Origin of the sequence: Rhodococcus rhodochrous (genome assembly GCF_014854695.1) — a bacterium.
In the GTDB taxonomy this organism is placed as follows: domain Bacteria; phylum Actinomycetota; class Actinomycetes; order Mycobacteriales; family Mycobacteriaceae; genus Rhodococcus.
Genome location: NZ_CP027557.1, coordinates 296,445 through 309,849 on the forward strand (window position 1 = coordinate 296,445; position 13,405 = coordinate 309,849).

The following is a 13,405-nucleotide window of genomic DNA, read 5'->3' on the forward strand; positions in this document are numbered from 1 at the left end:
CAAATGTGTGCTGCGCCACAAATCGGGCGCCGTGCAACGTGACGCAACGCTTGTGGGGGAGCGGTCACGGGGAGTGTCCTGGATCACATCACCACGGGAAAGGACTCACCATGACCGACACCCTCGACAAGCCCACGACCTCCGGCACCGCGACGCCCGACGAACGCGTCGACGCCTGGTTGCAGGCTTTCGAAACCGCCCTCGCGCAGCGCGACGTCGACGTCGCTGCGGGCCTGTTCGGCACCGATTCCTTCTGGCGCGACCTGGTCGCCTTCACCTGGAACCTCAAGACCGTCGAGGGACGCGAGGGCGTCTCGGACATGCTGCACGCGCGACTCGACGACACCGACCCGAGCGGCTTCCGCACCACCGAACCGGCGAGCGACGACGACGGCGTGCTCAGCGCCTGGATCGCGTTCGAGACCGCGGTCGGTCGCGGCGTCGGCCATCTGCGTCTGAAGCGCGACGAGGAGAGCGGCGAGGACCGCGCCTTCACGTTGCTGACCACGATGCAGGAACTGAAGGGCTACGAGGAGAACAAGGGCACGCGTCGTCCCCGCGGCACGAAGCACGGTGCGGACAAGCACCGCGTCACGTGGTCGGAGCAGCGCGAGATCGAGGAACGCGAACTCGGTTACACGCGTCAGCCCTACGTCGTGATCATCGGTGGTGGTCAGGGCGGTATCGCGCTCGGTGCGCGCATGCGTCAGCTCGGTGTTCCCGCGATCGTGCTCGACAAGTACGACCGTCCCGGCGACCAGTGGCGCGGACGCTACAAGTCGCTGTGTCTGCACGACCCCGTCTGGTACGACCATCTGCCGTACATGCCCTTCCCCGACAACTGGCCGGTCTTCGCGCCCAAGGACAAGATCGCGGACTGGCTCGAGATGTACACGAAGGTGATGGAGGTTCCCTACTGGTCGAAGTCGGAGTGCACCTCGGCGAGCTACGACGAGGAGACGGGCGAATGGACCGTCGATGTCGTGCGCGACGGCGAACCGGTGGTCCTCCGGCCCAAGCAGCTCGTCATTGCGACCGGCATGTCGGGTAAGCCGAACATCCCCGACTTCCCCGGGATGGACCTGTTCCGCGGCGAACAGCACCACTCCAGCGCCCACCCGGGCCCGGACGCCTATGCCGGCAAGAAGGCCGTCGTGATCGGTGCCAACAACAGTGCGCACGACATCTGCGGTGCCCTCTGGGAGGTCGGCGCCGACGTCACCATGGTGCAGCGCTCGTCCACGCACATCGTCCGATCCGATTCGCTGATGGACCTCGGCCTCGGCGACCTGTACTCCGAGCGGGCCCTCGCCGCCGGTGTCACGACCCAGAAGGCCGACCTGACCTTCGCGTCCCTGCCGTACCGGATCATGCACGAGTTCCAGATCCCGATCTACGAGAAGATCCGCGAACGCGACGCCGAGTTCTACGACCGGCTGGAGAAGGCGGGCTTCCAGCACGACTGGGGTGACGACGGTTCGGGTCTGTTCATGAAGTACCTGCGTCGCGCATCCGGCTACTACATCGACGTCGGCGCCTCGGAACTCGTCGCGAACGGCGACATCAAGCTCGCCCACGGCAATGTCCGCGAACTCACCGAGACGTCGGTGATCCTCGAGGACGGCACCGAACTCGAGGCCGATCTCGTCGTCTATGCGACCGGCTACGGCTCGATGAACGGCTGGGTCGCCGACCTGATCTCACAGGAGGTCGCCGACAAGGTGGGCAAGTGCTGGGGCCTGGGCTCCGACACCACCAAGGACCCCGGTCCCTGGGAGGGTGAGCAGCGCAACATGTGGAAGCCCACGCAGCAGGACGGCCTGTGGTTCCACGGCGGCAACCTGCACCAGTCGCGGCACTACTCGCTCTACCTGGCGCTGCAGCTCAAGGCGCGCTACGAGGGCATCCCGACCCCGGTCTACGGACTGCAGGAGGTGCACCACCTCCGCTGACCGAGACAGCTCCCACCGTGTCGCTCCCGCCCCCGGCGGGGGCGACGCGGCCGTACATCCTCCTATTCGTCACGAATCGGAGGGTGAGTATTAGGGTCGCGTGCAGGTCCGCTTGACCGGGTACAGGTAGTGACTGTGAGATCACTGCAGGTCGTCGGGGGACGGGGAGTTCGATGGTGAAGAGACTTGCGGCGGCTGTGGCGGTGGCCCTGATGATGCCGGTCTCCGGCACAGTGATGGCCCATGCCCGACCGGCCCATGCCCAACCGCCCCAGATGCAACCGGCGTCGGCCAGGATCGACCACGTCGAGCGCGTCGGCGACCGGCAGACGAAGCTGTTCGTCCACTCGGCCGCGATGAATCGGATCGTGCCGGTGCAGGTGCTGCACCCGGCCTCGGCGGGGCCGCGCCCCACCCTCTACCTGCTCGACGGCGTCAGCGCCGGCGAGGAGTCCGAGTTCCGTGAGAGCACGTGGACGCAACGCACCGACATCGAGGAGTTCTTCGCCGACAAGAACACCAACGTCGTCCTTCCCGTCGGTGGCACCGCGAGCTACTACACCGACTGGAACAATCCCGACCCCGTCCTCGGTGTCAACAAGTGGGAGACCTTCCTGACCGAGGAACTACCCCCGCTGATCGACGCCGAATTCGACGGCAACGGCACCAACGCCGTCGCGGGACTGTCGATGGGTGCCACCGGCGCGATGTCCCTGATCACCCGCAATCCCGACCTCTACCAGGGGGTCGCGGCGCTCAGCGGTTGCTACGACACCTCCAGCGACCGCTCCCGCGACACCGTCCGCGGGACCGTCGCGTACAAGGGCGGCAACCCCGACAACATGTGGGGACCGCCCGAGGACGCCCGGTGGGAGGAGCACGACTCCTACCTGCTCGCCGAGAAGCTGCGCGGCAAGGAGGTCTTCCTCAGCACCGGCAACGGCCTGCTCGGCCCGCACGATCTCGGCGCCGGCCAGGACGTGCTCACCGTCGGCGCGCCGCTCGAGATCGGCACCTTCGTGTGCACCGTCACCTACGACCGTCGCCTCCGCGAACTCGGCATCCCCGCGCAGGTCGTCTACCGCCCGTGGGGCACGCATTCGTGGGGTTACTGGCAGGACGACATCAAGGCCGCCTGGCCGACCCTCGCCGACGCCCTCGGACTCCGCTGACCGCGCATCGACGGCACCGTCTCAGTGCAGGCGGATGCGGTCGACCGCCGGCGGCTCCACGCGTGAGCGGGTCGCCAGATAGCTGTTGAGGGCGTCGAGATCCTTGCCCGCGCCGACCAGCCCGTGCGCTTCCGTGCACACGGTGAAACCGTCGCCGCCGCCGGCCAGGAAGTTGTTCATCACGACCTTGTACACGCGCTCGGGGTCCACGGCCTCGCCGTCGATCGTGATCGAGCGGATCCGTTCGCCGCGCGGCGCCAGGCGGTCGAGTGTGTAGGTCAGATTGTGCGAGGGGGCCAGGATGCGTTCGATCTCCGAGCCGACCGGGCTGTCCTGGAACTGCTGCTCGAGCAACGCGTCGAGTTGGGCTCCGGTGAGGTCGAGTACCTGCAGCATGTTCCCGAAGGGCTGCACGGCGTAGGTCTCCCGGTAGGAGACGGTGCCGTCGCCGGCGAGGAGGTCGCCGCGGAGTCCGCCGGGGTTCATCAGGGCGATCTGCGCCCCGAGATGTCGCGTCGCGGCGAGTTGCGCGTCGGCCACCAGATTGCCCAGCGCCGATTCTCCGCTCGGGCTCTTGCTGCGCGTGACGTCGCCGCCGATACGGGCGATGGACCGGTTCGCGACCTCCGCCGACTTCTCGACCGCCCGGTCGACGAACTCGAGGGTGGTCGGATCCGGGTCGATGTCGTGCGTGACGACCTGCGTGAAGACGACGGTCCGGTCGCGCAGCACCTCGCGGCTCTGCCGGTCGATGACGAGATCGGCGACCGACAGGATGCGCCCGTGCGAAGCGCCCTGCACGACGGTGCGCGGTTTGCCCGCGGGATCGGTGTAGGTGCAGTTGAAGTGCCGGTCGCCGTCGGAGGTGATGATGAGGTCCACCTCGGGGGAGACGGACGTCGCGATCGCCGCCGCCCCGCCGTCCCCGCTCGGGCACGGATCGTCGCCGTCGATGGCTCCGATGTCGCCCTTGTAGAGCACGACGATCGAGCGGACGCCGAGCGCGCCGAGGATGTCGGCGGTGCGGTTGACGGCGGCGATCTCGTCCTCGAACCGCAGTCCCGCGATGGCGTCGGGCCGGATCATGTCGGGGGTGTTGCTCGGCACGACGCCGATGACCCCGACGGGCAGCCCGTCGACGTAGTCGATGCTGTAGGGGAGTGCGGCCGGTGTGCCGTTCGTCGTGGTGAGGTTGGCGCCGAGGATCGGGAAGTTCGCGCCGTCGAACGGCTCGGTGTAGAGGCACCCTTCCTTCGGGTGACAACCGCCGTCCCGGAGCCGCTCGAATTCGGCGTAGCCGCGGTCGAGTTCGTGGTTGCCGAGGGTCGCGGCGGTGAGGTCGAGTTCGTCGAGCAGGGCGATGGTCGGCTCGTCGTGGAACAGACCCGACTCGAGCGGCGACGAACCCCACGTGTCGCCCACGGCGTAGAGCACGGAGTTGTCGGCCTGCTCCCGGAGCTGGCGGACGTAGGCGGCGAGATAGGCCGCACCGCCCGCGGGGACCGAGACGTCATCCGACCGGACGACCTCGCCGTGCAGTCCCTGCGGGGGCAGCAGATTTCCGTGCAGGTCGCCGAATGCGATCACCCGGAGCGGGACGGTGTTCGAGGGGACGGTGCTCGACGGTGCAGCGCCGGCAGGTGCCGCACCACCGAAGGCGACCAGTGAGCCGACGACTGCGCAGGCCGACAGGGCGCGCCGCACCTTGCCTGCCCCCATGCAGTTCCTCCGACCCCGGCCCGATCCGACCGCCCGAGTCTGTCAGGGCCGGATCACGCCACCGATACCCAGCCATAACGGTTGGGTCTCGTCACAGGATCAGCCGATGCCGGCGAGTGCCCGTCCCTGCCCGGTCGCGAAGTCGAGGAACAGATCGTTCTCGTGCGGGTCGCCGATCGTCACCCGGGTGCCCTCGCCCGTGAAGTTGCGCAGGACCACGCCTGCCTCCGCTGCGGCCTCGGAGAACGCGGCGGAGCGTTCACCCAGCGGCAGCCAGAGGAAGTTCGCGGCACTCGCGGGCACCTCGTAGCCGGCCTCGACAAGCGCCGCGTGGACCCGTTCCCGCTCGGCGACGACGCCCTCGGTGCGCGCGAGCAACTCGGTCGCGGCGGCGAGCGAGGCCACGGCGGCCGTCTGGGCGAGCGAGTTGACGGAGAACGGGGTGTGGACCTTGCTCAGCGCCGTCACGACGGACGGGTCGGCGACCGCGTATCCGACACGGATGCCGGCGAGACCGTAGGCCTTGGAGAAGGTACGGAGTACGACGACGTTGCTGCGACCCTCCGCGAGCTCGAGACCGTCGGCCAGATCCTCACCGGGCTCGGGGCGGACGTACTCGAAGTACGCCTCGTCGAGGGCGACGACGATGTGCTCGGGGACGGCGTCGAGGAACTGTGCGAGCTCCTCCGTGCCCAGCAGCGACCCGGTGGGGTTGTTGGGATTGCACACGAAGATCAGCCGCGTGCGGTCGGTGATCGCGGCGAGCATGGCCTTCAGGTCGTGACCGTGGTCCGCGGTGTTCGGGACGCGAACGGCGGTCGCGCCGGCGACGGCCGCGATGATCGGGTACGCCTCGAACGACCGCCACGCGAAGATCACCTCGTCGCCCGCATCGCACGTGATCTGCACGAGCTCCTGGCACAGGCTCACCGATCCACAGCCCACGGCGATCCGCTCGGTCGGGACGCCGAGTCGCTCCGACAGTGCCGCGACGAGCTCGGTCGCGCCGTTGTCGGGGTAGCGGTTGAGGCCTGCGGCAGCGTCGGCGATCGCCTCCCGGACGCTGGGGAGCGGGCCGATGGTGGTCTCGTTGCTGGCGAGCTTCACCGCACCGGGGAACGAGCGGCCCGGAACGTAGGCGGGGATCGATTCGAGGTCGGGGCGGGTCCGTGGAGTCACGAGCCGATTATGCTCCTCGTCGTGGGACCGCCTGTCGGCAGGATGGGGGAGACCGTCCATCTACACGCCTCTGACCAGGCGTTTTGCGTTTCCCCTCGGGGCATGTGTAATGTTTCGATCCGGCGGTTCGAGAGCATCGAATCCCCGAGGAGGCGTGCCAGAGCGGCCGAATGGGACTCACTGCTAATGAGTTGTCCCCCTTACCGGGGACCGGAGGTTCAAATCCTCTCGCCTCCGCCAGTTGGTGTAGCGTCACCAACGACAATTGAATACACATGCGCCCGTAGCTCAACGGATAGAGCATCTGACTACGGATCAGAAGGTTAGGGGTTCGAATCCCTTCGGGCGCACACACGAAAACCCTCACCGGTACTTCCGGTGAGGGTTTTCTCGTATCTGGTTACGGAGTCGCCACGACACAGAATCGACACGGCTTGCTGACCGGCTTCAGCGACATCTTTGTGGCTATCTTCACTCCGCAAGGGACGTCACGTGACTTCCCCCGGACTACAGGAGGGTGTGTGCAAGATCGGCCCTGGTCCAACAAACAGATGGAGATTCTTGCCCAGTGCCTCCGTGACAATGTCGCGACACCGGAGGGCGCTCCCGACTACGACGACGTCATGATCTGGTACGACGAGTTGGCGGCAGAGGTTCACGGCATCGTCCATGCTCTGCCGTGGAAGACGATCTTGCCTCATTCACATTCCGAGGTGGACATCACTTACCGAGCGAAGACGATCGACACGCTCCGTGACAAGCTGGTCCGCCTTTCCTCTGGACCTTTGACCAACATCGTTGATATCGCCGGCGTCCGAGTGGACGCCGAGATGACGCTGCATGAGCAGGACAGAGTCGCTGCTGCCATCGCTCGGGCCTTCGGGATGGACCCTGAAAAGGCAGTGAAAGATCTACGGGTCGAGCACCACAACGGGTACCGCGCCGTTCACGTCCATCTGAAGCTTCGGCGTGCGATGGCCGAGGTTCAAGTTCGTACACAACTCCAGAGCAAGTGGGCGAACACGTACGAACGGTTGGGCGACTTGGCCGGCCGAAGTATCAGATATGAGCGAGTCACGGGGTCTGGTGGTTGGAGTGGGATTGCCTCGAAGCTTCAGGGGATCTCCTCGAATCAGATCCGGCTGATCGAAGAGGCGAAGGACAAGATTGCTGAGATGTCTCCTGATTCCGGCTATGTATGGAACAGTCTTGACGATCTGCCCGAAGAGGTTCGCGAGATCGGGTACAAGGTGCTGGAAGACGAAGCCGAACTCTCTACTATGCTCGACGATGTAGAGCAGCTGCTTCGAGACGCACAGCGGAAGGGGATGGAACAGTGACGGCTTTCGTGATCGAGTACAACCGGAAGACTGCCGACCGGACGGTTACGTCATTCCCCGGCGTCGAGGGACGACGTGCTGCTATGCGTCGGCGTCTCGAGCTCGAGAAGTCTCGAACGGACAAAGATGTGGAGATTGTTTCGCTGGTGAGCGACTCCCTCGAGACGCTTCGTCGCACGCACTCCAGGTACTTTCAGGGCCGGGAACTGGCTGCAAACGCCTGACAGGCCAGGGTTCGATCCCTTCGGGCACACAGACCAAACCCTCATCGATCCTGTCGGTGAGGGTTTTCTCGTTCGAGGATTGCTGTTTCCGGTTGCGCTCACGTGAGCTTCGTGATGATCCTCTCGGCGAAGTCCTCGATCGGCGCGCGGTACTGCTCGGCGGTGCCGAGGAGGTGATCGTGGTCGCCCGAGTGGGTGGCCTCCCAGTTCGCCCACGGCGAGACCATGACGCCGGTGATGCCGATCTTCTCCGCCCGTCGGTACAGCTCCACGGACGGCTCGTCGCGCAGGCCGACGATGAAGTCGAAGGGCTCGTTCTCGCGTCCGTACTCGCGGCGGTAGCCGTTGATGCGATCGATCCACTGCTCGGCGACGTCGATCGTGTAGGCGGTGCCGACCCAGCCGTCGCAATAGCGCGCGGCACGTCGGAGCGCCGGTCCGGATTCACCACCGCACAGGATCGGCACCGGGCTCGGTGGGTGGGGTTCGATGGTCATCTCGGGGATGTCGTAGTACTCGCCTCGGAACGAGACCCATCCGCCCTTCCACAGTTCGCGGAGCGCCCGGATCATCTCGTTCAGCCGGGGTCCGCGGTTGTCGAAGTCCTGGCCGAGCAGTTCGAACTCCTCGCGCATCCATCCCGCGGACAGTCCGATGGAGACGCGACCACCGGCGATCGTGGCGGCGGTGCCCACCTGCTTGGCGACCTCGAGGATCGGCCGGGACGGCGCGATGTAGACGTTGTTGCCGAAGTGCAGGTTCTTCGTCACGGCGGCCATCGCACCGATGAGCACCCAGGCGTCGGGCCATTCGGTCTCCGGCGACCAGAACGGCTTGCCGCTCTCGTGCCCGGGATAGACGGTCTTCATCTCCTTCGGGTAGATCAGATGGTCCGAGACGAGCAGGCCGTGGAATCCGGCGTCGTCGAGCATGCGGGCGACGGCCGGCATCTCCGCGGTCTTCATGAATGCTGTCCCGCTCCAGAACTTCACTCGAATGTCCTCCGAAGTTTCGATGCTCGCCGACGTGCAAGAGTGATGTTTACATTCTCAAGAACAAGGTTCTACCAGAGTGTGTGACCGCAGTCACGAGGTGAAACGCCACCGTTCCGGTTCGTGCGCTACGAGTGAACGTTCCGTCTACGTTTCGAGTGGACGCTCCACCCGGAGTCGGGGACTCGATCGATCGCCTCCCCGGTCGGAGATCCTGCCGGTACCACAGGTGAAATCCGTCTATTGACGAGCCCGCTGGGGCGGAAGTAGATTTCGTACCACTCTCGAAAAGTTAACGACAATTCGCACGACGGTCCGGCAACGGCGGTCGCGCTCTGCGGGGAGAAGACATGGAACTTGCGTGGTCAGAGGCCGACGCCGCCTTCAGAGACGAGGTGCGATCGTTTCTCGAGGAGAAGCTGACGCCCGAACTGCGGCGGGCCGGCCGACTCGCGACGAGCGTGTACTCCGACCACGAGGCGAGCATGGAGTGGCAGCGCATCCTCCATGAGCGTGGTTGGGCGGCGCCGGCCTGGCCGGTCGAGTACGGCGGATGCGACTGGACGCAGACGCAGCACTACATCTTCAGCCGCGAGTCGATCCTCGCGGGCGCCCCGAACCTGTCGCCGATGGGCATCCGCATGGTCGCGCACGCGATCGTCGCCTACGGCACCGAGGAGCAGAAGAGCTACTTCCTGCCCCGGATCCTCACGGGCGAGGTCTTCTTCTGTCAGGGTTACTCCGAGCCCGAGGCCGGCTCCGACCTCGCGTCGCTCAGCATGGCGGCGGTCGACGACGGCGACGACCTGATCGTCACCGGCAGCAAGATCTGGACCACGCACGCCACCGAGGCGAACTGGATGTTCGCGCTCGTGCGCACGTCGAAGACCGGCCGCAAGCAGCAGGGCATCACCTTCCTGCTCATCGACATGACCTCGCCCGGCATCGAGATCCGCCCTCTGGTCATGACGTCCGGTGAGGAAGTGCAGAACCAGGTCTTCTTCGACGGTGTGCGTGTCCCGAAGAAGAACGTCCTCGGGAAGATCGACGACGGCTGGACCGTCGCGAAATACCTGCTCGTCTTCGAACGTGGGGGAGCGGCGGCAGCGCCGGCCCTGCAGGTCATGGCTGAGCGGATCGCCGAGGCGGCCGCCGAACAGCCCGGTCCGTCGGGTGGCAGGCTCATCGACGATCCGGCGTTCTCCGCCAAGCTCGCCGAGGCGCGTATCCGCACCGAAGTGCTCGAGATCCTCGAATACCGCACTCTCGCAGCGCTGTCCGCGGGCAAGAACCCCGGTCCTGCATCGTCGATGCTCAAGATCCTGGGCACCGAACTCAGCCAGACGATCACCCAGCTGACCCTCGAGGCAGCCGGTCCACGCGGTCGGGTCTACCAGCCGCACATCACCGCGCCCGGTGGTCCGGTGGCCGACTACGTGCCGCCCGCCGACGGTTACGTCAGCGGTGAGGAGTGGCAGGCCGTCGCGCCGCTGCGTTACTTCAACGACCGTGCCGGGTCGATCTACGCCGGCAGCAACGAGATCCAGCGAAATATTCTCGCCAAAGCAGCATTGGGGCTCTGATGGACTTCGGTTTGAGCAAGGAGCAGGAGCTCCTTCGTGATTCGGTCACCAAGTTCCTCGCCGGTCGCTACGACCTGGCGCAAAGCCGGAAGGTCGCGACCATCGGCGATGGTTGGCAACCGGAGGTGTGGCGGGCATTCGCCGAGGATCTCGGAATCCTCGGAGCCACGCTTCCGGAAGAGGTGGGGGGGATGGGCGGCGGACCGGTCGAATTGATGGTGGTGTCCGAGGCACTCGGGCACGCACTCGTCATCGAACCGTACGTCGACACGGTCGTCCTCGGGGGCGGGCTGCTCGGTCGTGCAGGGGTCGATCGAGCCCGGTCCGTCCTCGAGGCGATCGCTGCCGGTGAAGCCGTCACGGCGTTCGCCGCGACCGAACCCACCTCCGGATACGTCTTCCACGACGTGTCCACCACCGCGCGTCGCGAGGGCGACGAGTGGGTCGTCGACGGTGAGAAGATCGTCGTCACCAGCGCTCCGCTCGCGACGCACCTGCTCGTCACCGCCCGCACGTCGGGCGAGCGCACCGACACCGACGGCATCTCGCTGTTCCTCGTCGACTTCGACCCCGCGAACCCACCGGCCGGCGTGGAGATCCACTCCTACCGCACGATCGACGACCGACGCGCTTCCGACATCGTCTTCTCGGGTCTGCGACTGCCCGCCGACTCGCTGCTCGGCGAGGAGGGCAGCGCATGGCCGTCCGTCTCGCGCGGCGTCGACGAGGCGACCGCCGCCGTGTCCTCCGAAGCCGTGGGTCTGATGCGCAAGGTGCTCGCCGACACCGTCGAGTACGCCAAGCAGCGCCAGCAGTTCGGTCAGCCCATCGGCAGCTTCCAGGCGCTCCAGCACCGCATGGTCGATATGTACATGGAGGTCGAGCAGGCGGTGTCCGCCGCCTACCTGGCCGTTCTTCATCTCGACAGCGACGACGCCACGCGGGCACGCGCGGTCTCGGCCGCGAAGGCGACGATCAGCCGTGCGGCACGCTTCGTCGGCCAGAACGCCGTCCAACTCCACGGCGGCATGGGTATGACGGAGGAGCTCGCCGTCGGGCACTACTTCAAGCGACTGACCGCGATCGAGTACGAGTTCGGCACCGCCGAACAGCACGTCGCCAGGTACGCCCAGCTCACGAAGGGCTGATCGGATCGGTGCCAGGGCCGGTGCGGGGGATCACCCCTGCGCCGGCCCTACATCCGTTTCCGGCGGAGCCGACAGAGCATCCTCCACGCGCGTCGCGGCGACGACGGGATCCTCGTGCTCCCACACCCGCACCACCGTCCAGCCCGCGGCCTGCAGACGCGCGTCGGTGTCCCGGTCGCGCTGCACGTTGGCGGCGAGCTTGGCCGCCCACCACTCGGCGTTGTTCTTCGGGAACGTCGCGTGCTGCGGGCAGCTGTGCCAGAAGCATCCGTCCACGTAGACCGCGACCCGACGACGAGGGAAGACGAGGTCGGCCCGGCGTCGCATACCCGGCAGAGGAGCGCGGTCGACGAAGAACCGCCGCCCCCGGCGATGCAGTTCCTTACGTAACGCCACTTCGGGAACGGTGTCGCGTCGGCGTTGCCGGCTCATCCGCGCACTCGTACGCGGATCCGTCCCGGGCCGATCCGACGACACCATCACAGTGGCTTTCAGGCCGCCACTCGCGGAAAGCCACCCATGCGTTCGAGGTGGTTCTCGACGTCCTCGAGGAATCCGGGCAGGAAGCGCAGGTTGCCGGAGCGTGCGCGTCGGAGGAATCCTGCCGTTGCCCGCGCCGACAGCAGACGGGCGTCGAGGAGGAAACCGCCGAGGTCCTCGTAGGGAGCCTGGACGGGCCACTGCGACTCGTGCACGCGGAACGCCTGTCCGCGGGCACCCCACGCGGCGGTCGGCCACGTGTCGCCCGGAAGCAGCGGGGTCTCGTGGTCGGAGCTGTATGCGATGGGGTTGTTCAGACGGTGGCCCACCCACGACGCCATCCGCACGCTGACCGCATTGCCGACCAGACGCCACCGGTGTCCGGCACGGACGCCGGGCGCCTCGACGGCAGGAGCCGTCCAATCGGCGTCGAAGCCTTGGAGCCTCTCCGCGTCGGTCAGGCCGGGGGTGACGATCTCACCGGACGGCAGTCGCACGGCCGGAGGGCTGGCGATACCGAGCGTCGAACCGCCCTTGAGCGTGGGCACGGCGTTGACTGCCCATCCGAGACCGCGCACACCCTCGGTCCAGTAGAAGCCGCAGGGGAACAGATCGGGATTGCCCTCCATGGGCATGCCGGCGTCCTGGCCGAACAACACCGTGCGGGGATCGTCGGTACGAGAGGCGACCATCAGGACGCGGTGCCGACGCTGGGGGAGACCGAAGGCGCGGGCATCGACGACGCGGTAGGCCCACATGTAGCCGAGCTCCTCGAGGGCGTCGGTGATGTGGCGCATCGCTGCACCCCGGCCGAGCTGCAGCATGAAGGGAACGTTCTCGACGACGAGCCAGCGCGGGCCGTTCTTACGCTTCACGAGACGGAACACTTCGTCCACGAGTCCGGACTTCGAACCCGTGATGCCGGCCGTGCGTCCGGCCTGAGAGAGGTCCTGGCACGGGAAGCCTGCGGCGACCAGTTCCGTATCGCGGGGGAGAGAGCGGAGACGCGTGACGTCCGGATGGAGCGGAACGTCGGGGAAGCGCGTACGTAGTACTGCCTGAGCACCCGGCTCGATCTCGCAGAGGAGTTCGGTGTTCCACCCGTGTCGCCCGAGTCCGAGCTCCAGACCGCCGATACCGGCGAACAACCCCACCATGTTCCCCGTCGACGTCACGGCACCCTTCCTCGCTCAGCTCAACGGTGAACGTTACTCGAGAAGTAGGACGATCCGTGAGCGGACGCGACGAGCACCACGATGGAGGGGTCGTCCTACCCCTCCCGTGAGGGGCTCCATGCTACCGAAACCGCCCTTGACCTGGCGATTTGGTGTTCTCGGAGATGTTCGCGTAACTTATTCCAGGTCAGAGCGACACGGACACCGACCCGGGCCGAGAGGAACGGGACAACGAGGTTGGACGAAGGCGCCTGCGAATTTGATGGCCACGAACCTTCTGGTAAGGTTTCGAGCCGCCCCTGGTTCCGAAAACCACACGGACTTGCGTTCGTGAGGATGAGGAAGTAGGCTGGAACAGTTGCCTCAGAGCGGGTCGGACGTCAGTCCGGAGCGTGATGATGTGCGCGTGTTCTTTGAGAACTCAACAGTGTGCCGATGAAT

At 66.3% G+C, this 13,405-nt stretch carries 10 protein-coding genes and 2 tRNA genes; 7 read left to right on the plus strand and 5 right to left on the minus strand.

The window, feature by feature from the left end:
- Positions 1-110 precede the first annotated feature (110 nt).
- Complete coding sequence (locus C6Y44_RS01315; protein ID WP_159416962.1) at positions 111-1,952, plus strand: flavin-containing monooxygenase; 1,842 nt, start codon at positions 111-113, stop codon at positions 1,950-1,952.
- A 173-nt stretch (positions 1,953-2,125) separates the two neighbouring features.
- Positions 2,126-3,124 (plus strand): alpha/beta hydrolase, encoded by a 999-nt coding sequence (locus C6Y44_RS01320; RefSeq protein WP_159416961.1) that lies wholly within the window; start codon positions 2,126-2,128, stop codon positions 3,122-3,124.
- Positions 3,125-3,145: 21 nt separating this feature from the next.
- Here C6Y44_RS01320 and C6Y44_RS01325 read toward each other — a convergent pair whose 3' ends face one another.
- Positions 3,146-4,843 (minus strand): bifunctional metallophosphatase/5'-nucleotidase, encoded by a 1,698-nt coding sequence (locus C6Y44_RS01325; RefSeq protein ID WP_120281111.1) that lies wholly within the window; start codon positions 4,841-4,843, stop codon positions 3,146-3,148.
- Positions 4,844-4,942: 99 nt separating this feature from the next.
- Positions 4,943-6,022, minus strand: coding sequence for a histidinol-phosphate transaminase (gene hisC / locus C6Y44_RS01330; RefSeq protein WP_120281112.1), 1,080 nt, complete (start codon positions 6,020-6,022; stop codon positions 4,943-4,945).
- 148 nt (positions 6,023-6,170) lie between these two features.
- On the opposite strand from hisC, the gene C6Y44_RS01335 reads away from it, so the two are divergent.
- The 3 genes from C6Y44_RS01335 (at position 6,171) to C6Y44_RS01345 (ending at position 7,362) form a co-directional block, all read left to right on the plus strand.
- Positions 6,171-6,262 (plus strand) — tRNA-Ser (locus C6Y44_RS01335).
- Between the two features lie 37 nt (positions 6,263-6,299).
- Positions 6,300-6,372: transfer RNA gene (locus C6Y44_RS01340), tRNA-Arg, on the plus strand.
- A 171-nt stretch (positions 6,373-6,543) separates the two neighbouring features.
- Positions 6,544-7,362, plus strand: coding sequence for a RelA/SpoT domain-containing protein (locus C6Y44_RS01345; RefSeq protein WP_120281113.1), 819 nt, complete (start codon positions 6,544-6,546; stop codon positions 7,360-7,362).
- A gap of 322 nt (positions 7,363-7,684) precedes the next feature.
- On the opposite strand, the gene C6Y44_RS01350 is transcribed toward C6Y44_RS01345, so the two are convergent.
- Positions 7,685-8,578, minus strand: a complete 894-nt coding sequence (locus tag C6Y44_RS01350) for a TIGR03619 family F420-dependent LLM class oxidoreductase (protein ID WP_159416960.1) — start codon at positions 8,576-8,578, stop codon at positions 7,685-7,687.
- Positions 8,579-8,928: 350 nt separating this feature from the next.
- Between C6Y44_RS01350 and C6Y44_RS01355 the strand changes: the two genes are divergently transcribed.
- Together C6Y44_RS01355 and C6Y44_RS01360 are read left to right on the plus strand one after the other, a co-directional pair.
- The gene (locus C6Y44_RS01355) at positions 8,929-10,161 is read left to right on the plus strand and encodes an acyl-CoA dehydrogenase family protein (protein WP_120281115.1); all 1,233 of its coding nucleotides are present in this window, start codon (positions 8,929-8,931) and stop codon (positions 10,159-10,161) included.
- Positions 10,161-11,309 carry an acyl-CoA dehydrogenase family protein gene (locus C6Y44_RS01360; RefSeq protein WP_192378613.1) on the plus strand — a complete coding sequence of 383 codons (1,149 nt, stop codon included), beginning with the start codon at positions 10,161-10,163 and terminating at the stop codon, positions 11,307-11,309. Before C6Y44_RS01355 ends, C6Y44_RS01360 begins: the two co-directional genes overlap by 1 nt.
- A 30-nt stretch (positions 11,310-11,339) precedes the next feature.
- Here the strand turns inward: C6Y44_RS01360 and C6Y44_RS01365 are convergent, their stop codons facing one another.
- Positions 11,340-11,789 carry a very short patch repair endonuclease gene (locus C6Y44_RS01365; protein WP_159416958.1) on the minus strand — a complete coding sequence of 150 codons (450 nt, stop codon included), beginning with the start codon at positions 11,787-11,789 and terminating at the stop codon, positions 11,340-11,342.
- Between the two features lie 11 nt (positions 11,790-11,800).
- Positions 11,801-12,946, minus strand: a complete 1,146-nt coding sequence (locus C6Y44_RS01370) for a DNA cytosine methyltransferase (protein ID WP_024102730.1) — start codon at positions 12,944-12,946, stop codon at positions 11,801-11,803.
- Between the last annotated feature and the right edge of the window lie 459 nt (positions 12,947-13,405).